The sequence below is a fragment of the Nocardia jejuensis NBRC 103114 genome (assembly GCF_001613145.1).
GTDB classification, from domain to species: domain Bacteria; phylum Actinomycetota; class Actinomycetes; order Mycobacteriales; family Mycobacteriaceae; genus Nocardia; species Nocardia jejuensis.
On record NZ_BDBU01000045.1, the window covers coordinates 82484 to 104920 of the forward strand.

A 22437-nucleotide genomic window follows, 5' to 3' on the forward strand; every position below is an offset into this window, starting at 1 on the left:
GCGGGGATGATCATGATCGGATCGAGCGGGACGATTCGAGGCTTCGCGGCGGCCGAACTGCGGGATTCGCCGCAATCCTGTCGATTGTTCCGATTCCATTGGCGGGCAGCGATATTCATGTAACCGCCAGATCCAGCAACCTGAGCACCGGATCCACGTAGTTGACTCGTCGAGCGACGCTGGTCACAATCGGTGCCCGGACTGGAGGCTTTGCATGCGAACGAAAACTGATCACCGATTCGTCATCGACATCGATCCCGAACAGGTGATGGAAGCGTTGCTCATGGTCGAGCAGCTACCGGATTGGTCACCCTCGCACCAGGACGTTCGGGTCGCGAGCCGCGACAACTTCGGACGCCCCAAGCGGGTCTACGTCTCGGCCAACCTGATGGGCCGGCCCGATCGGCAGGTCGTCGAGTACACCTGCACCGAGGACCGGGTGTCCTGGAAGGTCGCCGAGAGCAGCGCCGGAGCCGGCGGCCAGGGCTGGTTCGAGCTCACCGAACTCGAGGACGGCGCCACCGAGATCTGGTACCACACCGAGCTCTACCTGCCGATTCCCGCGCCCGGCATGCTGCTCAAGCGGACCGCGCGACGCGAGGGCGACGCGCTGGTCGAGAACTTCATCGCCTTCGTCGAGTCGGTCACGGGCATCGGAGGATTGGCCGAGGTCGACGAGGTGACCTATGCCGAACCGGCCGCGCCGGAGGCTCCCGCCGCCTACGAACCGCTCCCCTATCCCCCGCTGCGCTACAACGGCAACTTCGAACCCAGACTGGGCACCGCCTGACGCTCTAGGCGAAACCCGCGCTTTTTACACTGCCTTTACGCTCCGCGCCCTGCAAGATGTCCTCTATGCCCGGTGCGCAACGCAAACGCGTCATGACGGTCGACGAGAGCTCCTCCGTCACCCAGCTGGAACTGTTCTTCGATCTCGTGATCGTCTTCGCCTTCACGATGGTCACCGACTTCGCGGCCCACGATCCCACCGCGATCGGGCTGCTGCGCGCGGTCGTCATCATCGCCATGCTGTGGTGGATGTGGATCGGCTACTCCTGGCTGGCCAATGTGGTCAAGGCCGACGAGGGCATCACCCGGGTGGTCATGTTCGTGGCCATGGGCGCGGCGTTCATGATCGCCCTCACCATTCCCGAGGCCTTCCACGATCTTCCCGGCGGCTGGTACGGCCCCCTGGTCTTCGTGATCGCCTATCTCACCGCACGACTCCTGCATCTGAGCATGTTCTGGCTCGCCAGCGCCCAGGATCCGCAACTGCGCGGACAGGTGGTGCGGTGGGCGGCCGGATCGCTCACCGTCGGCGGCGTACTGCTGCTGGCCGGCGCGGTCACCGATTCCAACTGGCAGATCGCCCTGTGGTTCGCGGCGCTGGTCTGGGATATGGGCTGGACGTTCTTCTCCGGCAACGACTGGCGGCTCAACTCCGCCAAGCACTTCGCCGAGCGGTACGGGCTGATCATCATCATCGCGCTGGGCGAATCCATCGTCTCGATCGGCGTCGGCGTGGCCGGACTGCCGATCTCCTGGCCGATCGCGGTGGGATCGATGCTCGGACTGGCGATCTCGGGCCTGCTGTGGTGGGCGTACTTCGACATCGCCGCCATCGTGGTGGAACACGAAATGGCACATGCCAAGGGCGAGCGGCGCATTCAGATCGCGCGCAACTGCTACACCTACTGGCACTTCCCGATGATCGTCGGCATCATCGGGGTGTCGCTGGGCATGAAGAAGGTGCTCAACTATGTCGGCGGGGCCGACGGTCATTCACTGCGCGACGAACTGCACGGGATTCCCCTCTTCGCGCTGATGGGTGGCGTGGCCATCTACCTGATCGCCCTCGTCGGCTTCAAGCACTACGCGACCCGAACCGTCAGTACTCAGCGGGTGGCCGCCGCGGTGGTGCTGGTCGCGCTCATCCCGCTCGCCACCAACCTGCCCGCGCTGGCCGCGCTCGGCCTGGTGTGCGCGGTGTGCGCGGTGCTCATCGCCTGGGAGACCCTCATGCACGCGCAGCCACGCGACGAGATCCGGCACGGGCAGTCCGCGTGACCGAGCCGGGCTGATCGGACCCGGCCGATCTCCGCGCCGATCACCGCGCGCGGCACAAGCACTCACTCCAGGAGGGTGTGGTTCACGGATTCGGGTACGCGCACGCCCTCTCGAACCGCGTCCCGCATCTGATTCACGTTCTCTCGCAACACATCGGCTACCAGCTCGTCGGTGCGCGGATCGGCCAGCACCTGGAATACGATCCGAAAGCTGGCATCCGCGATACCGCGAATGATGTCCTCGTGGAACGGAAGATAGCGCACCCGACCCAACTGGGGATCCTCGCGGATGAGTTCGAGAATCATCTGATCCATCTCACCCTGGTTCTCCCGCAGTGCCGCCGCGATGTTCTGTGTGAAGTGGCCCGTCCGCAGCACGTCGGCGACCTCGTCCAGCACCGCCATGGTTACCGGACGCTTGACCGCGTCCACGATGGTGCCGACCGCCCGGTTCACGATCGCCGCGGTGACGCGGTCGCCGAACGCGCGGTCCGCCACCCGGCCCAGCCGGACCACGATCACCACGATCCGCAGCAGCCGGAAACCGCGGAAGAAGGGACTGGTCACCGGGATCATGCCCAGCACCTCGTACCAATAGATGAACGGGAAGGTCCAGCTCCAGCCCTCGCGCCGCCAGCGCCACAGGAACTCGGCCGCGAACACCGCGCAGATCGCGTAGTCCGCGTAGCGGATCGCCCGATACGTGCCGTCCGAGACCGAGAAGAAACTCACCCACGCGACCAGGACCACCGAGACGACGGCCAGCCCGAGCATGAGGAAATCCGTCCACAGGGCGGGTGGCTTGCGCGGAAACTCCGGATCCTCGGCGCTCTCGACCGCTCGGTATGCCTCCGATGCTCCGGCCTGGTTCACCACATCCCCTTCCTCATCGAACGGTCCCGCCAGAGTAGTTGGACTTGCCGAGCCGAGTCGGACTTGCCGAGTCGTACGCGAAATCCGCCGCGAAGTTGTACACCGTGGAGTTGTCCACAGCCGTGTCGGAGAATTTCTCCACAGTCATGTCGGCGAGGTTGTCCACAGTCGTGTCGACAACTGTGGAGAGTGGACAACCCTGTGGATGAACGATCCTCCGGCATCCCGAGGCCGCCGAAACCTATCCGGCGTGCCTAACTACCCGCGCGCAGGATCGCCTCGATATTGCGTTCGGCCAGCGCGGTGATGGTGAGCGACGGGTTCACCGTCGCCGTGCTGCCGGGCAGTCCCGCGCCGTCCATGACGTACAGGCCGGGATGCCCGTGCACCCGCCCGTTGGCATCCGCGGCCCGGCCGAGCACCGCACCGCCGAGCGGATGCGCGGTGAAGACCGCGTTCGCGTCGTAGCCGATCGGCGAATAGTCCACGCTGGAACCACCTTTGGATGCGATCCGGCTGTCGACCGCCTTGCACGCCGCCAGCACCCGGTCCTGCGCCGACTTCGGCCAGGACAGGCCGACCGAATTCCCGGCGCGGTCGAAGCCGAACCGGGCGCGGGTCGGATCCATCACCATGCCGAGCGAGGCGATCGCCCCGGTCTCCACGGGAATGCCTGGGACATACCAGTTTTCGAGAGTCAGCGGCAGACCGGTGTCGTCGAAGATCCGGCTGGCGCTCGGCACGCCGCCGCCGGTGCCGGCCAGCTCGCTGACCGAACGCGCAAGCACCACATCACCATTGGTGCCGAAGCCGTCGCCGATGTGCTCGTTCAGCCGGGGCAGGGTGCCGGTGGCCTGGGCGCGCACCAGCAGCTCCGAGGTGCCGATCGAGCCCGCGCCGAGGAACAGTCGATCGCAGGTCAGGGTGCGGGTCGAGAGCACCTGACCGGCCGGGCTGAGCTTGGTCACCGTGACGACGTACCTACCGCTGCCGTCCTGGCCGATGGTGTCGACCCGATGCCCGGGGTAGATGCCGGTGCGGCCGGTGTCCTCGGCGTAGCGCAGGTAGTTCTGGTTCAGATCGAACTTGGCCCCGTTGGAATTGCCGAGATTGCTGCGCGACGCGGTCGCCGACGGGCGGGAGTTGCCGGCCAGTTCGGCGCGAACGACGTCCCAGTTGAAGATCGAATCATTGGGCAGCGGCGTGTATCCCGCGGCCCGGACCTGCTGATCCCACATCCGCGAGTGCGCGAACGGCTGCGAGGCGTACACGTCCGGCGGCATCGTGCTCAGTCGCAGCATGTCCCGCACGCGGGGGTAGTAGACCCGATCGAGCTCGTCGAAGTCGGCGATCCCGCCGTACAGCGCGTCGAACAGGTGCCGGGGCGGCGCGACCATGGCGCCGGAGAAGACGATCGAGCCGCCGCCGACTGCCGCGGCCCGCCACACGTCGATACCGGAGTACTCGGTGACGTCCAGGACGCCGCCGAAATCCGCGAACGGCATGGGCACCTTGGTGACGCCGGTGAAGCTGGTCCGATGCCAGAACCCACGGCCGTCGGGCAGGTCGTCGCCGGTGAAGATCTCCCGCCAGGGATCGTTGGGCCAGCGCGAACCGCGCTCGAGCACCGTATTGCGCACGCCCGCCTGGGCCAGGCGCAGGGCGGTGACCGCCGCGCCGAAACCGGATCCGATGACGATCGCCTCGGTGTGCTCCGGCGGGTCCGGAAGCGGTGCGAAGATCTCCGGCACCCACTTCTCGAATATCGCGTTCCACAGCGGATTGGCCGAGGCCGTCCCGGACCCGCGCACGGCCGCCCCCGAGCCCATGCCCGCCAGCAGGGCCGCCGAAACGGCAGCCTTCAATACGGCACGCCTGCGCAACCGGCCACCTCCACTCATCACACGTATGGCCGCGCGCGAGAGTACCGGTACCTCGCCGAGCCCTCAACACCTTCGGTGAGGCATCCCTTACATCCATGCGTGTCGGCTATGGATCACCCGGTCACGCGGGGGAATTCCGGGTGGAATCGCCGACGGGAGCAGTCCGTGCGAACCGACGATTCGACACCGGGAGACCGTCCTCCGGCATTCCGGCGATATCGCGAAAGTGAGGCGGACGCACGAAACCCCCTGAGCCGCAAGGCATCAGGGGGTCTCGGGAAGGCTCCTACCGCGCCGCTCAGGCGCGAAGGCGCTCACGGCGCAGCTGGGTGACCTCCGGAAGATCCAGTGGCGGAAGGGAATCCACGCCGAGCGCACGCGCGAGCAGGTAGTCGGCGAACTCGGGATTGCGGGCCAGGGCGGGGCCGTGCATATAGGTGCCGAACACCGACCCCTGCACCACGCCCTCGAGCTGATCACCCACACCGTTGCCCACACCGCGGGTGACCCGGGCCAGGGCGGTGGCGTCGCCGCCGAGTTTCGTTCCGCCGCGGTGATTCTCGAAACCGGTGAGCGGCTGGGACAGGCCCGGGATCAGCGGAATGGTGGAGACCTCGCCGATGGCGCGCTTGTCCTGCGGCGAAGTGGTCACGTCGAAGAGCCCGACGCCGTCCACCCGCTCCCCCGAGGAGGTCTCGTACCAGTGGCCGAGCACCTGGATGGCGGCGCAGATGGCCAGAACGGGAGCGCCGCGCTCGGCGGCCTCCTGCAGCCCCGGGTACCGCTGCAGATGACGAGTGGCCAGTCGCTGCGCGGAGTCCTCCGCGCCGCCCAGCGTGTACAGGTCCAGCGAGTTCGGAACCGGTTCCGCCAGTGAGATATTGACGATCTCGGCGTCGTGGCCGCGCATGCGCAGGCGCTGGCGCAGCACCAGCGCGTTGCCGCCGTCGCCGTAGGTGCCCATGACGTCGGGCAGCACCAGGCCGATGCGCACTGTCGAGTCGCTCATGCTCGCACCCCTTGCTTGTGCTCCAGATCGCGATTCAGGTCGCGGAACGCGGTGTAGTTGGCGAGCACCTCTACCCGGCCGGGCGGGCACGATGCGATGGCGTGCAAGGGATCCGCGACAGTGATGTGCTCGACCCCCGCGTAGGTGAGGCGCACGGCGAGGTCGGTGGCGCGCTCACCGGCGGCCACCACCTGGGTGCCCTCGAAGTGCTCGAAGCGCACGTCCCACAGCCAGGACAGATCCTCGCCGTCGGGCACCTGGCCGTTGACCGCGATCACCAGACCCGTTGCCTCCGGGTCGATCATGGACAGCGCCTCCTGCCAGCCGGCCGGATTCTTGGCCAGCAGCAGCCGGGCGCTGTGATCGCCGACCTCGACGGTGCGGTAGCGGCCCGCGATCTCGTTCACGGTCGCGGCCGCGGCCGCGGCGTCGAGGGCGTCCGCGCCCATGGCAACGGCCGCGGCCACCGCCTGTGCCGCGTTGCCGCGGTTGGCGCGACCCGGAAGCGCAAGGGCCAGCGGAATTTCCAGGCCGTCGGGGCCGTACACGTTGTGCTCGTCGACCCGCCACTGCGGCTCGGGGCGCTTGAAGTCCGCACCGGTGCTGTACCAGTGCTCGCCCTCCCACAGGATCGGCTCGCCGCTGCGCGGGCAACTGGTGGCGTCCGCCGACCAGCCGCTGCCGGCCGAGACCCACACCACGTTCGGGTGGTCGTACGCGATGGAGGTCACCAGCACGTCGTCGCAATTGGCGATCAGCACGGCGTCGGGGTGCCGGGCCATTCCGGCGCGCAGGCGGCGCTCGATCATATTGATCTCACCGACCCGGTCCAGCTGGTCCCGGGACAGGTTGAGCAGCACCACCGCGGCCGGATTCAGCGCGTCGGCCACGTGCGGCAGGTGCAGCTCGTCGACCTCGATGGCGGCCAGCGTCGCGGTGCGATCGGCGGCCAGCGCGGCCACGATGCCGGCGTCCATGTTCGCGCCGTCGGCCTGGGTGGCGACCTCACCGAGGGTCTGTAGTGCGGCGGTGGTCATGCGCGTGGTGGTGGACTTGCCGTTGGTGCCGGTCACCAGCACCGTGCGCCGGCCACGGCCCAGCTGGGTCATCAGCGTCGGATCGATCTTGAGCGCGATCAGACCGCCGATCATCGATCCCTTGCCACGCCCGGCCTTCTGGGAGGCCCAGGACGCGGCCCTTGCCGCCCGCAGCGCCAGCTGTCCTCGAATCGAGATGTCTGCCACGCCACGAAGCTTATGGGGATGACGCGTGCGGCGCGCAGGCGGCATCGGGGAGCCGCGAGGTGAGTTGCGCCGCACTCATCCCCGTCGACGCGCACCGACTACAGCGGAGCGTCGAACAGATTCGGCTGACCGGCCGCGTACCGCGCGATGTCCATCTGCCGGAACGGTTCCAGCTCCACGGCGCGATAGAGCGGATACACCTTGCAGTGCGGCGCGGTCGAACCCGATACATCGAGAATCTTGTTGACCGCGGTCCGCGCGGCCTCGGACGCGCCCTCCATGGTCGCGAGGTCCACGCCGGTGCGCACGTAATCGCCTGCCAGGAAAAGGTTTTCCAGCTCGGCGCTGTGCGAGTCCGGGCGCAAGGCCCAGGAGCCCGCAGTATTGATCAGCAGCGGATCGGCATTGGTGTTGCGCTTGGTCGCCGCGTCCCAGGCGATACCGGTGTCCAGGAACCAGGAGTGCAGATCCTGATCCTCGAGCAGATCGTGCTTGTCGTTGAGGTGCGCCTTGAGCTGCGCCCACACCTCACGGGCGATCTCGTCGTGGGTGCATTCGACGGCCGGTTTGCCGTAGAGGATTCCGGGGGTGTGCCAATCGGAGATGTCCACCGAGAGGCAGTCCTGCACGGTGCCGTCGCCGAAGCCGGACAGCGGGGTGCGATTCCAGAACTGGTTCTGCGAGATGGAGGTCAGCGACCACGGGGAATCCACATAGGCGGCGTGACCGCGCGCGATGGCGGACGGGCTCCGCAGATAGAACTGGATGCCGCTCATCCAGTCCACGTGCAACTGGTTCATGCCCGCCAATTCCGGTCGCAGACCGAGGATTTCGGGCGTCCACAGGGTGCGCGCGACCTCCACCGGCACCGCGGACACGAAGTAGTCGGCCTCGACGGTCCGCGCCGCGCCGGACGCCTCGACGATGCGAGCCCCGGAGATGCGCCGATCGGACAGTTCGAGGCCGCGCACCTCCGCGCTGACGAACTTGACGCCGAGCTCGCGCAGCCGATCGGTCCACGGGGTGATCCACGCCTCGTTGGTGGAGCCGTTCAGCAGCCGATCCAGCGCACCGTCGTTGCCGACCTCGAGGGGATTGCCGAGGAACTGCTCACCCATATTGCCGATGGTGCGGGTGCTGGCCAGATCGTCCTTCGCCGCGACCAGCAGGGTGGTCAGCGTGCGCGAGAGCAGCATGCGGAACTCGTTGGAGCGGCGGCCCGCACCCACGTATTCCTTCCAGGAGATCTTGTCCCACTGACCGTAGCGGCGGGCATCGCAGCTGGAATTGAAGACCAGCAGGCGATTGGCGAAGAACAGGGCGTCGTTCTGCGGCATCTTGGTGGTGGTCGCGATGGCCGAGCCGACGGTTTCCCGGAAGTCGTCGGGGGTGGCCCAGATCCCGCCCGCCTTGCCCATCGGAATGAGGGTGTCGTCGGCGTCACGGCGGGAGAAGCGCGCCTCGGGAGCGGCGACCAGGTTGTCCCACACGCCATTGCTGTTGCCCGCGAACGGAATTCGGCGCATGGTGTCGGGAATGTGGCGGTAGAAGCCCGGGAAGAAGCGAAAGCCGTGCTCCCCGGGTAGTTCCGGGCGGCCGTCCCGCCCGCTGCCCGGCACCGGGATGCTGCGGGCCTTGCCGCCCAGGGCCCGCCGCTCGTACACGGTGACGTCGAAACCGCGCTCGGCCAGTTCGTGCGCGGCGGTCAGACCCGCCGGCCCGCCACCGAGCACCGCCACCCGCCGACCGGGCTCCGCGTGCGCGGGAGTTGCCCGAATGGTTCCGGACGCCAGCGCGCCCGATGTCAACGCCCCTGCGGCGACCGCACCGCGCAGCACCGTCCGTCTCGTGACGGACACACGCTGTCCCGACATTCCCAACCTCCCACGCCTGAGAGGAATCCTAGGGATCTCTCGCAACCGCGTGGTCGGTTGGGGTGCATTTGCCAGAACCGAGGACCAGGAATCGGACAGGTTCGCCGAATGCCGGCCCCGAGTCGCGCATGATCCGGAGCATCACGCTCCGACGAGCCGGGGAGCGGGGATGGTCTCCGCGGGTGGGACGGTCTCGGCGAGGACGGCGGTCTCCGCGATCGCGGGAGACTTGCGGCCCGCCGACGTGGCCGTGAACGCGCCCGCGATGACGATGACCGCTCCCAGCAGCGAGATGCCCGAGGGCCGCTCGCTCAGGAACGCCCAGGAGGCGGCGATGCCGACCACGGGAACCAGCAGGGACAGCGGGGCGACCGTGCCGGCCGGGTAGCGGCTCATCAGGTAGGTCCACAGACCCGAGCCCGCGATGGTGCCGAGCAGGACGATGTAGGCCAGAGCCACGAACGCGGGCCATCCGTCGGCGGTGAAGGACGCGGTCAGATCGTGCCAGCCGGCCCCCGGGCCCTCGGTGAGCGCTGAGAGCGCGAAGAGCGGCAGCGGCGGGATGACCGTCATCCACAGGGTCAGGTGCAGCGGGTTGATCTTCTCGGCGCCGGATTCGGCTGCGGCCATGCGGGATCCGATATTGCCGAACGCCCAGCCCAGCCCGCCCGCCAGGGTGAGCAGCACCGGGAGCAGCGCGGCGTGCTGCATCCGATCCCAGCCGATCACCGCCATGCCGGCCATGGCGATCGCGATCCCGCCCAGCTGCACAGCCCGCAGTCTCTCGCGCAGCAGCACCGCGCCCAGCAGCACCGTGAACGGCGCGGAGGACTGCAGCACCAGCGAGGACAGCCCGGTCGGCATACCCGTGCGCATCGCGGTGAACAGGAACGCGAACTGCAGGATCCCGAATCCCACCCCGTAGAGCAGCAGCCACCGCCACGGCACCCGGGGGCGCGGCACGAAGATCAGCACCGGCACCGCGATCACCGCGAACCGCAGGGCCGCGAAGAAGAACGGCGGGAAGTGGTCGAGCCCGACCCGGATGGCCAGAAAGTTCAGCCCCCACAGCACCACCACCGTGAGCCCGAGCGCCCGATCCCGATTCGTCATGCCAGAAATCTTGCGTTCACCGATAGGTAAGAACAATCGAATAATTCTGCACGGACGATGTAGTACAACTTACCTATGCCGCAGCCGCCAGACCCCACCCCCGCCGCGGACGACCACCCGGTCCCACCCCGCACCGCCCGCCCACCGCGGCGCATCCCCGGCACCGCCACCCGTGCGAGCGCGGCCGTGGATCCCACCGGATCGCTGCCCCCGTCGGGAGCGCGCGGCGGCACTCCGCCCAGCGACGCCGGGGGCGGAGCGGCCGCTGCAGGAGGCGGCGCGACCCACTCCGGGGGCAGTGCGGCCGATGCCACCGGAGTCAGCCATGCCGGGCGTGAGCCCCTCGCCGGAGCTTCCCGACCGGACCGGCGCATCGGCGCGCCCGGCGGCAGTTCCGCAGCCGATCACCCCGAACCCACCGACGAGGCTCGCACCGCTCACTCCGATCGGGAATCAGTCTCGCCCGGCGACCGTGATCCCGCTCCCCGTGCGACAGCGGTTCCCCGTCCGGACACCTCGGCTACACCACCCGGAACCCTCCCGTTCGAGCACGCCCGGCACACCGCCGAACTCCCCATCGGCCCCCGGGCACCTCAGCCCCGCCGCGTGAAGTCACCGGCCTCGGGCCCGAATCCCGCTCCTACCGGAACCGGCACCGGCACCGGACCGACGAGGCACGACACTCCGAAACCACTGCGGGGCACCATGACTCCCACCGCAGGCGATTTCGGCACCCGGTCTGCGCACCCGGGCGCCGATGACGCGACAGCGGAGACGCATTCGGCCGATCCGGCCCGGTCGCCGGGACCACGCCGCGTCCAGCCGATGACGAACATCGGGTTGAACCGCACGCACGGTCGCGGCCAGGACGTCGACGGCCCACGCCGGGACGACACGGGAATGGTGCCGCCCGGCGGCGCGAGCGGGCACGACGCCACGGGCGATCGCGATGCGAATCCTCCAGGCGGAGTTCGTGTTCCCGGGAGCGACGCGGAACCCACCGGTGCCGCACGGGCAACCGGGCCGGTGATGTCGATCGACCGGTTGCGGGTGTTGCGGGAGTTGGCCGATCGGGGAACGGTCGCGGCCGTGGCGGAGGCATTGTCGATGACGCCGTCGGCGGTGTCGCAGCAGTTGAAGGTGCTGGCCAGGGAGGCCGGGGTGGCGCTGCTCGAGCCCGACGGGCGGCGGGTGCGATTGACCGACGCGGGGCGGGCGCTGGTGGTGCGGGCCGACGAGGTGCTGGCGGCGATGGACCGGGCCGTGCACGAGATGGCCTCGTACCGGGGGTCGCCACGCGGGCAGGTGCGAGTGGCGCTGTTTCCGTCCGGAGCGGCATTGCTGCTGCCGCATGTGCTTTCGACGCTGAAGGACAGCGGAGTGGACATGGTGGCGCGCGATGAGGACGTGCCGCCGATCGAGGTGCCGCGACTGCTTGCCGACTACGACGTGGTGCTGACGCATCGAGACGAGCGCGGGTCGGCGATGAGCGGTGCCCGGGTGTCCTCGCGAGTGCTCATGCGCGAACCCATCGACGTGGTGGTCGGTCCCGGGCACCGGCTGGCCCGGCACGGCGCGGTGGTGCCCGCCGAACTGACCGACGAGACCTGGCTCAGCGTGCGCGGCGGCTTCCCCGTCGACGACGTGCTGCGCTCGATCGCCACCGTCACCGGCGTGCAACCCCGGATCGCGCAGCGGCTCAACGATTTCACCGTCATCGAGGCCCTGGTCGCCTCCGGCTACGGCATCGCGCTGATGCCCCGCTACGCCGTGCGCCACCCCGACCTGGTCATGCTCCGCCTCGCCGGAGTCCGCGCCGCCCGCCTCTACGACCTGGCCACCCGCCCGCACGCGGAGAAGCGACCGGCCGTGGCGGCGGTGCTCGCGGCCTTCCAGGCCGCTGCCCGTCTGAGCACCAATCCTCCTGCCCCGCAGGAGAAGTAGCGCGCCCGCCGGGCCGGATCCCGATCGGCCGACGCGTCCGCACGGTCGGCGCGCACAGCCGCGGCGCCCGGCGGGTTCGCGCGAGCGGCTCCGCCGGGTTCCGCGCCGGCGGGCGTCTCGCCGCCGCGCGAACCGCCAGCGCGACCGGCGATCCTTCGGGGACCTTGACTTGGAGTGCGCTCCAAGTCTTAGCGTTGCGGCATGAGCATTCGTCTCGGGTACCAGATGCCGAACTTCAGCTACGGGGTTGCGCCGAAGGATCTGTTCGCGGCGGTCGCCGCGCAGGCGCGTGAAGCGGAGGCGGCGGGGTTCGACGCCGCGTTCGTCATGGATCACTTCTATCAGTTGCCGCTGCTGGGCGCGCCGAGCGAGCCGATGCTGGAGGCCTACAGCACGCTGTCCGGGCTGGCGGCCGTCACCGAGCGAATCCAGTTGTCCGCCTTGGTGACCGGCAATACCTACCGCAATCCGGCGCTGACCGCGAAGACGGTCACCACCCTGGACGTGGTGAGCAGCGGGCGCGCCGTGCTCGGCATCGGCGCGGGCTGGTTCGAACTCGAGCACCAGGCGTACGGCTTCGAATTCGGCACCTTCACCGAACGTTTCGAACGGCTCGAGGAAGCGCTGGAGATCATCACGCCGATGCTGCGCGGCGCACACTCCACCTTCGACGGCAAGTGGTACCGCACGCAGGACGCCATGAACGAGCCGCGCGTGCGCGACGACCTGCCGATCATGCTCGGCGGCGGCGGAGAGAAGAAGACCTTCGCGCTGGCGGCCCGCTTCGCCGACCACCTGAACATCATCTGCAATGCCTCGGAGCTCCCGCGCAAGCTCGATGCCCTGCACGCCCGCCTGGACGAGGCCGGACGCGACCGCACGAGCCTGGAAACCAGTTTCCTGGCCTTCGTCATCGTCGACGAGGACGGCGATCATGCCCGCAAGGTGCAGGCGGACATGTTGCGCGGCATGGGAATCGACGACCCGTCGGCCCTCTCCCCCGCGGAACTCGCCCAGACCCCGGCCGACCGCCAGTTCGTCGGCACCCCCGACGAGGTCGCCGAACAGCTCCAGGCCCGCGTCCTGGACCACGGCATCGACGGCCTCATCGTCAACCTGGTCACCAACGGCCACGAGCCCGGCCAGGTCGAACTCGCGGGTCGCGCCCTCGCCCCGCTGGTCCACACCTGACACACCCCGCTCTGCCCACCATCGGGCGAACGGCGACCATGCTCGACACACACCAAGCCCCGCAGCACAGGTGCTGCGGGGCTTGGTGTTCGAACAGTTCTAGCGACCCTGTTGCGGGTGCATGCCCTGCTGGGCGGCGTGGTAACCGAAGTCGTCGGCGACCATGGCCGCCAATTCGAGCAGGGCGCGGCGGGTGGGTTTGCCGACCAGTTCGAGGTCGATCTCCGCGCCCTCGGCGAGGTGGTCGTCGAAGGGTACGACCTGCACGGCACGCGTGCGGTCCAGGAACAGTTTGCGCAACTGATCCAGGTCCACCGTGGAGGAACCCTTGCGAGAGGCGTTGACCACCACCACGGTCCGCTCCACCAGCTTGTGATAGCCGTGGTGGTCGAGCCAGTCCAGGGTGGCCGAGGCGCTGCGCGCGCCGTCGATCGCCGGGGAGGTGACCAGCACCAGGGAGCTGGCCATATCCAGGACGCCGGCCATGGCCGAGTGCATCAGACCGGTACCGCAGTCGGTCAGGATGATGTTGTAGAACTGCTGCAGGATGCCGATCGCCTTGCGGTAGTCGGCCTCGCTGAAGGCCTCCGATACCGCCGGATCCTGTTCGCTCGCAAGCACTTCCAGACGACTGGGAGCCTGCGAAGTGTGTGCTCGCACGTCGGAGTACCGGGAGATGTGCTGATCCTCGAGCAGGTTTCGCACCGTGGAGCGAGTCTGCCGGGGCACCCGGTGCGCGAGCGTGCCGAGGTCGGGATTGGCATCGATGGCGATGACGCGGTCACCGCGCTGGGAGGCGAAGGTGGAGCCGAGACCCACTGTGGTGGTGGTCTTTCCGACGCCGCCCTTGAGCGACAGGATCGCGATCCGGTAGTCGCCGCGCACCGGCTGGTTCACCCGGTCGACCAGCTGGCCGTACACGATGTCCGCGGGCGACTCACCCGGGTTGATCATGCCGCCGGACGCCTTGTGCACGGTGCGCCGCCACCCGCCGCGCGGCGCACGGCGGGCCCGCTTGAGCAGGTTCAGATCGTTGACCGAATGTCCCGGCTGCGGCATCGGCTGCTGCTGATAGCCCTGCTGCGGAAAGCCCTGCTGCGGTTGACCGTTCCAGCCCTGCTGGTAGCCGGGCTGCTGCATCGGCTGCTGTTGCACGGGCGGCGGCGACCAGCTGTAGATGGGCGCGCCCGGCTGATCCCCGGCCGGAGCGAACTGCCCGGGAGGCCCGCCGAACTGCCCCTGCGGACCACCCTGCTCCGGATGCTCACCCTGACCGGGCTGGTCGGAGAACACGCGGCGGACCATGCCGTCGCTGCCGATCTCCTGCCGGATCTCGCCGTACGGCGTCTCCTCGCGCACCTCACCGTACTGAGCGGGCGGAAAACCGCCCGGCGCACCGGGATTCGGCGGCGGCGCGAACTGCCCGGCATCGGGCATGGGGTAACCGCCGGACGGCGGGAAGTTCGATTGCGGACCGTTCTGGAACGGACCACCGGGATACGGCGTACCGCCCCCGTATGGACCGGGACCGTTCGGGCCCTGCGGCGCAAAGGGATTGGGCTGTCCACCCTGCCCGGGAGCGAAAGGGTGCTGCCCGTCGGGCGCACCGTAGGGACCGGCCGCGAACGGAGCCTCACCGCCCGGACCACCGAACGGGCCGGCAGGCGGAAGGCCGTCGGGTTGCCCCGGACCGGCGCCGTGCGGGCCGGGACCGGCGCCGAACGGCGTGCCATCCGGCGCGAACACGGTCTGCTCGATCGAATCCGGCACCGGCGGGAAGAACCCGGCAGGCTGCTCCTCGGCGTCTGCGGCAGCGTCATCGACCTCGGCGAGATCCTCCGGAGCCGCGGCCCGGTCGGCCGCCTCGGAGACCCGTTTCGCCTGCGCGGCGTCGTCGGCGTCTCCCTGCTCGCCCGTGGCGGGCTGCGAAGTCGAATTCTGATCTTTCGTGGTCACGTGTCCCCCATCTGCTCGACAGCTCGAACAGAGAGCTCGGCGCTAATGCGCTCCAACGCTAGCATTACTGAACCGCGCTCACCCGGGTCCGGTGGCGCTTCGTACCCCCTGGCAACCCGGCCGCAATCGAGAGTTCATCGCGCCCAACCCTTTCGGGTCGCCTGCTCGTGAAAGCCCGCGAGCCCGCTCCGGGTAGTGGAAGCGGGCTCACCGGCAAACGATTTCTCAGCTGTTCCGTGCCGCGCGGTTGACGGCCGACACCACGGCGCGCAGCGAGGCGGTGGTGATGGAGGTCGCGATGCCGACGCCCCAGGTCACCTTGTCGCCCACGGCCACCTCGACATAGGAGGCGGCCTGTGCGTCGTCACCGGCGGACATGGCGTGCTCGCTGTAGTCCAGGATGCGCACCTCGTAGCCGATGGTGGACAGCGCGTCCACGAAGGCCGCGAGCGGGCCGTTGCCCTCGCCCGAGATCTCCTGTTCGACACCGTCCACCTTCACGACGGCTTCGATGTGGTCAACGCCGCCGTCGATCTCCGAGGCGGAGACCTTCTGGCGGATGCGCTCCAGCGGCAGGATCGGGTTCAGGTACTCCTCGGCGAAGACGTCCCACATCACCTTGGGGCTCACCTCGCCGCCCTCACCGTCGGTGATCTTCTGGATGGCCTGCGAGAACTCGATCTGCAGGCGGCGCGGCAGCACCAGCCCGTGGTCGGTCTTCATGATGTAGGCCACGCCGCCCTTGCCGGACTGCGAGTTCACCCGGATCACGGCCTCGTAGGTGCGGCCGACATCCTTCGGGTCGATGGGCAGGTACGGGACCTCCCAGGTGATGTCGTCGACATCCGCGCCCGCGGCGTCGGCGGCGGACTTCATCGCGTCCAGGCCCTTGTTGATGGCGTCCTGATGCGAACCGGAGAACGCGGTGTAGACCAGATCGCCGCCGTACGGGTGCCGCTCGGCGACGGGCAGCTGGTTGCAGTATTCGACCGTGCGGCGGATCTCGTCGATATTGGAGAAGTCGATCTGCGGATCCACGCCGCGGGAGAACATGTTCATCCCCAGCGTGACCAGGCAGACGTTGCCGGTGCGCTCACCATTGCCGAACAGGCAGCCCTCGATGCGATCCGCACCGGCCAGGTAGCCCAGCTCGGCGGCGGCCACGGCGGTGCCGCGGTCGTTGTGCGGGTGCAGCGACAGCACGATGGACTCGCGGCGAGCCAGATTGCGGCTCATCCACTCGATCGAGTCGGCGTAGACGTTCGGGGTCGCCATCTCGACGGTCGCCGGCAGGTTGATGATCAGCGGCTTCTCGGGGGTGGGCGCGATGATCTCCGAGACCGCGTCGCACACCTCCTTGGCGTAGCCCAGTTCGGTGCCGGTGTAGGACTCCGGGCTGTACTCGTAGCGCCACGCGGTGTCCGGGTACTTCTTCTCGATCTCCAGGCACAGCGACGCGGCGTCGGTGGCGATCTTCTTGACGGCGTCGCGATCGGCGCGGAAAACCACGCGGCGCTGCAGGATCGAGGTCGAGTTGTAGAAGTGCACGATCACGTTCGAGGCGCCGTTGCACGCCTCGAAGGTGCGCTCGATCAGTTCCGCGCGGGCCTGGGTCAGCACCTGAATGGTGACCCCGTCCGGAATCGCGTTGTCCTCGATGATCTCTCGGACGAAGTCGAAGTCGGTCTGCGAGGCGGACGGGAAGCCGACCTCGATCTCCTTGTAGCCCATCCGAACCAGCAGATCGAACATGCGGCGCTTGCGGGCCGGGCTCATCGGATCGATGAGGGCCTGATTGCCGTCGCGCAGATCCACGGCGCACCAGCCGGGCGCGCGGTCGATGGTCTTTCCCGGCCAGGTGCGGTCGGGCAGCTCGACGGCCTCGACCTCCTCGGCGAACGGGCGATACCGGAAGGTCGGCATCGAGGAGTTCTTCTGCGTATTCCAGGCGGGCTGGTCGGCCGGAGCGGGTTTGGACGGCACGGTGATGGTGCGCGAGCCGGATACGAACGCATCAGCAGGTGACATGGCGATTATCTCCGAGAGTGTGACTGGATCCCAGTGGTGGGGTAGACCGGCACGACGAACACCCGCGACGGGAGCCGGTCCGTATCAGAACCCGTCGCGGCGGCCGAGGAGAAGTAGTTCCCGCTGCATGATGATCACGAGTTTACAGGCCCGCGATAGCTCACTGGAAGCCGGGGAGGCGATCTCACCGCCGCACACTCACCCCTGCGCTGTCGCGCACAACTCGTGAATGAACCGCATCTTCTCGAGCACCCGGTCGGCCAGGACGAAGGGGTAGAGCTCCCGATGACCCATCGAGCGGTTCATCATATTGAGCGCCCAGGCCAGTGGCAGCCACAGTTCGATGATGCGGTCGAAACCCGCGTTGCCCGGTTGCGGGCGGTCCAGCGTGGCCCCGGCCGGGGCGAATCCGAAAGCCGCGGCGGTGTCGAGGGTGTCGCGAATGTGCAGATAGTGCGCGAAGGTCTCGGCCCAGTCCTCGGCCGGGTGCATGGTGGCGTAGGCCGAGACGTGCGCCGATTCCCAGCCCGGCGGCTTGCCCTCGGAATAGTGCCGGTTCAAGGCCTCCTGATAGTCCTCGTAGGGATCGCCGAAGAGGTCGCGGAAGCGGGCCAGGTCGTCCTCGGCGGTGACCAGGACCGGGAAGTAGTAGTGCCCGATCTCGTGCCGGAAGTGGCCGAGCAGGGTGCGATACGCCTCGTCGAGTTCGACGCGGACCTGTTCGCGGTGCACCACGTCACCCTCGGCGAGGTCGAGGGTGATGACGCCGTTCTCGTGCCCGGTGACGACGTGTTCCGCGGCACTGGAGAGCAGGTCGAACGCGAGGCCGAACTCGGGATCCGCGTCCCGGCCGACCAGCGGCAGGCCGAGTTCGGTGAGCTCGAGGATGAGGCGGCGCTTGGCGGACTCCGCCTCACCGAACGCGGCGAGCCACTTGTCGTCGTTGTCGGCCGGGCGGGTGCGGGTCAGGCGACAGGATTCGCACAGGGCGGGGCCGTCCTCCGGAATCATCCAGTTGCATTGCGCCACGAACTGGTTGGCGCATTTGCGCAGGCGCTGCCCGGATTCGGGATCCTTGGGCAGTACCAGCAGGTTGCGGTCACTGAGGCTGAATCCCAGTGAGCTGCCACAACTCAGGCACAGCGTGTTCTCGAAGACCAGTCGCTGGCCGCATTCGGAACAGGTGAAATCACGCATTCGGATCATCCTCGAGGGGTGCGACATCGACGGACACCGTGATGGTGCTCTTTTTCGCGTCGGTGTAGATGATTCCGCGCAGCGGCGGCACGTCGGCGTAATCCCGGCCCCACGCCAGGGTGACGTACCGCTCGTCGGCGAACTTGTTGTTGGTGGGGTCGAAGTCGATCCAGCGATCGCCGCCGGATCCGCCGGGCAGCCACACGGCGGCCCAGGCATGGGTGGCATCCGCACCGACCAGCCGTTTCTTCCCCGGGGGCGGGGTGGTCGCGAGATAGCCGGAGACGTAGCGGGCCGCCAAGCCCTGCGAGCGCAGGCAGGCCAGGCCGAGCCGGGCGAAATCCTGACAGACGCCGGTGCGGGCCTTGAACACGTCGGCCACCCGGGTGCTGACGGTGGTGGAACCGGATTTGTAGGTGAAGTCGGTGTAGATGCGCGTGGTCAATTCGGCCACCGCCTCGAGCACCGGGCGACCCGGCGGGAAGGATTCGGCGGCATAGGCGGCGACCTCCGGGATGATCTCGGGTGGGTTCAGGTCCAGGGCGAACTCCACCGCGAGCGGGCCGTTCTTATCGAAAGCCATTGCGGGTCTTGCCTTCTCCCACGGGGGTGAGGTGTCCGGCAGGGGCGCCGGCTCCACCTCGACCACGGACTCGCCGGTCACCTCGAGCCGCAGGTGTTCGGCCGTGACGTGGAAATACAGGGTGGTGTTTCCGTACACGTCCATGCCCACCGAGCGGTCCGACGGCACCGGATCGATGTGCACCTCGTGGTCGAGCAGCCGCTGACCGGGGAATTCCCGGGGCGTCAGGTAGGCGCGGCCGTACGAGCTGGACACCGTGTCGGAATAGACGTAGAGGGTGCTGTGCAGCACCCGATACCTGCACGCTCCCATGCGATTACCCCACCACCCGGGTGGAGCCCCACAGCGGTTGCGTCTCGCGCGGCACCGAAAGCCGGGTGGCCTCGAAGGATTCGGCGATCTTGCGCAGCCGCAGGTGCACTCCGTCGAGCAGTTCCGCCAGGTCCGTTCGGCGCCTTTCGGCGTCAACGGCCTCCAGGTCGGCCGGGTCCAGGCGGCGCAGCATGCGCTGGGTGTCGGCCAGCAGGCGTTGCGGGCGTGAGGATCCCGACGCCGCGGGCAGTGCCTGGAAGCTGTCCTGCAACCGTTCCAGCTGATAGATCAGCGAACGCGGGTTACTCGCGTCGAACAGCAGCAGACCCGCGACGGCGGCGATCCGCACCGAATCCCGATGGCGGCGACGGTAACTCACCGCCGAGACGGTGGCCTGCAACACGGCGTCCGTCACCACCCGGCCGATCTGCGGCGGGTAGCTGTCGGTGAGTGCGGCTCGCAGCAGCGAGGTCAGCGCCAGCCCGCGCTCGATCCGCCGGCCGATGTCCATCACCCGCCAACCGGTGTCGCGCACAGTCGATTCCGAGTCGATCCCGGTCAGCGACAGCAGCGCCGCCAGCGTCCGCGAATGGACCGCGGACAGCGCCGCGACCCGGTCCCCGCGCGCCCCGAGATATTCCGACAGCGCCCGGTCGATCGACCCGAGCACCATCCAGGTATCGGGCGACAACTGATCGCGCACCGCCCGCGCCGCCTCCCCGTACCGCTCCACCGCGTACGCCAGCGACCCAAGCACCTCCCGATTCACGGTCAGCGTGACGAGATAGTCGTGGTCCCGCCGCGAAGCCCCGGGAAGCGCAATGGGCACCGTCGGCTCGTCCGAGAACTCCCGCCGTCGCCCCGAGCCCTGCGATTGCGTTGCCCCACCGGTGGTGTGGAACTGTCCCCCCGTCCCGCGAGACTGCGATTGCCCGCTTCGTCCCTGCGACTGGGACTGTCCGCTCTGCGACTGCGACTGCGATTGCCCGCTGCGCCCGTGAGACTGGGACTGACCGCTCTGCCCCTGCGACCGAGCCTGCCCACCCTGTCCCTGCGACTGCGACTGTCCACCCTGCCCTTGCGACTGGGACTGCCCGCCCTGACCTTGCGACTGGGACTGCCCGCCCTGCCCCTGCGACTGTCCGTCCTGCCACTGCGACTGCGAGCCCCCGCTCTGCGACATCGTTCCCGGGTATACGCTCCCGCCGCTTCGGGTCGAGCCGCCCGCCGATGACGCTCCCGGCCCGGGCTGGTGCCCTGGCGCCTCAGGGAATTCAGAGCCCGCGTCCGGTGATCGGGGTGCACCGCTTCGGTGCCGGTCGGTGCCGTCCGGGGGTGAATCGGCGTCACTCGGCGAGGGCGGTGCGCTCGCTCGCGCCTGATCACGTGCCGACGGCTCGCCGGTCCCGCGATCGGGGTCGTGAACTGCGCTCCCGGTACCTGCCGTATCAGGTTGGGTGGCAGCGTGTTTGGCGACCGGCGGGACGGTGCCGGTCATGGTGCCGAGGGTGGCCATCAGGATGGGCATGGCGTCCGCGCCTTCCATCCAGGGGCGGTAGCGGTAATCCTGGTGGCGGTCGTGGATGGCGTCGAGCAGGCGCACGGTGTTCTCGGCGCGCTCGACGTAGCGGCCCATCCAGAACAGGTCGTTCAGGACGCGGGGCGAACTGACGACCTCGAGCGTGGCCAGTGCGGGAGCCGGGCGTTCGCGCTCCTCCTGCACATCCACGGCGGGCACGGTGGCGGGAGCGGCGCGCACCCAGACGTCCTTGGCGGCGGCCTCGCCGACCATCCCGTCGGGACCGGTGCGCTGGTGCAGTTGCCCGAGACCGCCTGCCATCACGCGATATCCGACGCGCCCGGCCAGGGAGAACAGCCGGAAGGCGACCGGCGCGGCGGCCAGCCCGCCCGAGCCCGCGACGGCGGGCGCGACGGAGAACCGGTCGGGTTCGCGGCCCACCCATTTCCAGCCCTCGGCCTCGATCCGCGCGCGCCATTCGGCCCGCTGCGCCGGTGAGAGCACCGGGCCGAAGACGGTCGTATCGTCCACCGCGGAGCGCAGGATCAGCCGGTGCAGATTGGCGCACAGATAAGTCCGCTCGGAATCGTCACCGCCCCAATAGGACTGGACTCCGGGCAGTTTCAGGTCCTCATCGAGCAGCAGCCGGGACAGGCGCGGCAGGAAGGCGTCCAGCGCGGGGCTCTCCAGCAACCCGCTGCCGAGCGTATTCACCACGGTGACCGCCCCACGCCGCAGCACCTCCACCAGGCCGACCACGCCCAGGCGGGAATCCGGCCGCAGATCCAGCGGATCGGAGAATTCGGCGTCGACGCGGCGCAACACCACGTCCACCGGTTTCAGCGTGCCGAGCGAGCGCATCCACAGTCGCCCGTCGCGCACCACCAGATCGGCGCTCTCCACCAGCGGGAAGCCCAGCACCGATGCGAGATATGCCTGATCGAAAGCGGTTTCGGAATGCACGCCCGGGCTCAGCACCACCACCACGGGTTCCTCGTCGGCGGCGCGCGGCGCGGCCTCGATCAGCATCAGCCGCATGGCGCGCACGAACGGCGTCAACGGCATCGGGCTGGCCAGTTCGAACAGCTCCGGGATCGCCGCGGACACCACCCGCCGATCCGCCAGCGCGTAGCCGGCCCCGGACGGGGCCTGCGCCCAATCCGCGAGCACCCGGAACTCCCCGTCGCTCCACCGGCTGATATCGCAGGCGTGCAGGAACAGCTGATGCTTTCCCGGCAGCGAGATCCCGTGCGCCGCACGCACATACCCACTGTGCGCGAAGACCACCTGCGGCGGGAGCACCCCCGAGGTGAGGGTGCGACGCTCCCCGTACACATCGGCGAGGACGGCGTCCAGCAGCCGGGATCGCTGCACCACCCCGGCTTCGAGAGCGGACCAGTCCGCGTCGGAGACGAGCAGCGGAATCGGATCGAGCCGCCACGGAGCCGCGCTGGCGGGTTCCTCGCCGGTGGTCAGCTCGGTGTAGGTGATGGCGTCGTCCTCGATGAGCCGCCGCACCCGTTCGTCGATCCGGCGCAGACCGTCCCGTCCCTGGTCCAGGAAGTCCGCGGACAGATCCGCCCACATGCCGCGGAGCCGCCCGCGCCCGTCCACGAGTTCGTCGTAGAAGCCACCGGTGGGCAGG

General features: G+C 68.8%; 16 protein-coding genes. 4 read left to right on the plus strand and 12 right to left on the minus strand.

What is annotated here, in order from left to right; translation table 11 throughout:
- Positions 1-214 precede the first annotated feature (214 nt).
- Together NJ1_RS30590 and NJ1_RS30595 are read left to right on the plus strand one after the other, a co-directional pair.
- Positions 215-790, plus strand: a complete 576-nt coding sequence (locus tag NJ1_RS30590; RefSeq protein WP_067701152.1) for an SRPBCC family protein — start codon at positions 215-217, stop codon at positions 788-790.
- Positions 791-855: 65 nt separating this feature from the next.
- Positions 856-2067, plus strand: a complete 1212-nt coding sequence (locus NJ1_RS30595; RefSeq protein ID WP_067701155.1) for a low temperature requirement protein A — start codon at positions 856-858, stop codon at positions 2065-2067.
- A gap of 62 nt (positions 2068-2129) precedes the next feature.
- On the opposite strand, the gene NJ1_RS30600 is transcribed toward NJ1_RS30595, so the two are convergent.
- The 7 genes from NJ1_RS30600 to NJ1_RS30625 all read right to left on the minus strand — a co-directional run bounded on the left by NJ1_RS30600 (position 2130) and on the right by NJ1_RS30625 (position 10062).
- A complete protein-coding gene (locus NJ1_RS30600; protein ID WP_339381176.1) occupies positions 2130-2942 on the minus strand; it encodes an ion transporter in 813 nt (270 codons plus the stop codon).
- A 10-nt stretch (positions 2943-2952) separates the two neighbouring features.
- Positions 2953-3087: a hypothetical protein gene (locus NJ1_RS40895; RefSeq protein ID WP_281202182.1), complete on the minus strand. Its 135-nt coding sequence runs from the start codon at positions 3085-3087 to the stop codon at positions 2953-2955.
- A gap of 106 nt (positions 3088-3193) precedes the next feature.
- Positions 3194-4840, minus strand: coding sequence for a GMC oxidoreductase (locus NJ1_RS30605; protein WP_174557140.1), 1647 nt, complete (start codon positions 4838-4840; stop codon positions 3194-3196).
- Between the two features lie 280 nt (positions 4841-5120).
- The gene (locus NJ1_RS30610) at positions 5121-5831 is read right to left on the minus strand and encodes a type 1 glutamine amidotransferase (protein WP_067701158.1); all 711 of its coding nucleotides are present in this window, start codon (positions 5829-5831) and stop codon (positions 5121-5123) included.
- Positions 5828-7120 (minus strand): Mur ligase family protein, encoded by a 1293-nt coding sequence (locus NJ1_RS30615; RefSeq protein ID WP_067701160.1) that lies wholly within the window; start codon positions 7118-7120, stop codon positions 5828-5830. The genes NJ1_RS30610 and NJ1_RS30615 overlap by 4 nt, the downstream gene beginning before the upstream one ends.
- 53 nt (positions 7121-7173) lie before the next feature.
- The gene (locus NJ1_RS30620) at positions 7174-8934 is read right to left on the minus strand and encodes a hydroxysqualene dehydroxylase (RefSeq protein WP_422615798.1); all 1761 of its coding nucleotides are present in this window, start codon (positions 8932-8934) and stop codon (positions 7174-7176) included.
- A gap of 156 nt (positions 8935-9090) precedes the next feature.
- Positions 9091-10062: an EamA family transporter gene (locus tag NJ1_RS30625; RefSeq protein WP_067701167.1), complete on the minus strand. Its 972-nt coding sequence runs from the start codon at positions 10060-10062 to the stop codon at positions 9091-9093.
- Between the two features lie 1029 nt (positions 10063-11091).
- Between NJ1_RS30625 and NJ1_RS30630 the strand changes: the two genes are divergently transcribed.
- Together NJ1_RS30630 and NJ1_RS30635 are read left to right on the plus strand one after the other, a co-directional pair.
- Positions 11092-12006: a LysR family transcriptional regulator gene (locus tag NJ1_RS30630; protein WP_067701260.1), complete on the plus strand. Its 915-nt coding sequence runs from the start codon at positions 11092-11094 to the stop codon at positions 12004-12006.
- 201 nt (positions 12007-12207) lie between these two features.
- Positions 12208-13197: an LLM class F420-dependent oxidoreductase gene (locus NJ1_RS30635; RefSeq protein WP_067701171.1), complete on the plus strand. Its 990-nt coding sequence runs from the start codon at positions 12208-12210 to the stop codon at positions 13195-13197.
- Between the two features lie 99 nt (positions 13198-13296).
- On the opposite strand, the gene NJ1_RS38465 is transcribed toward NJ1_RS30635, so the two are convergent.
- The 5 genes from NJ1_RS38465 to NJ1_RS30660 form a co-directional block, all read right to left on the minus strand.
- Positions 13297-15153, minus strand: a complete 1857-nt coding sequence (locus NJ1_RS38465; protein ID WP_084479027.1) for a nucleotide-binding protein — start codon at positions 15151-15153, stop codon at positions 13297-13299.
- Between the two features lie 225 nt (positions 15154-15378).
- Complete coding sequence (gene leuA / locus NJ1_RS30645) at positions 15379-17181, minus strand: 2-isopropylmalate synthase (protein ID WP_067701174.1); 1803 nt, start codon at positions 17179-17181, stop codon at positions 15379-15381.
- Between the two features lie 198 nt (positions 17182-17379).
- Positions 17380-18378, minus strand: a complete 999-nt coding sequence (locus tag NJ1_RS30650) for a zinc-binding metallopeptidase family protein (RefSeq protein ID WP_067701176.1) — start codon at positions 18376-18378, stop codon at positions 17380-17382.
- On the minus strand, positions 18371-19273 hold the full coding sequence (locus tag NJ1_RS30655) for a transglutaminase family protein (RefSeq protein WP_067701179.1): 903 nt from the start codon (positions 19271-19273) through the stop codon (positions 18371-18373). Before NJ1_RS30655 ends, NJ1_RS30650 begins: the two co-directional genes overlap by 8 nt.
- Before the next feature lie 4 nt (positions 19274-19277).
- Positions 19278-22379: a circularly permuted type 2 ATP-grasp protein gene (locus tag NJ1_RS30660; protein ID WP_169813225.1), complete on the minus strand. Its 3102-nt coding sequence runs from the start codon at positions 22377-22379 to the stop codon at positions 19278-19280.
- Positions 22380-22437: the final 58 nt, after the last annotated feature.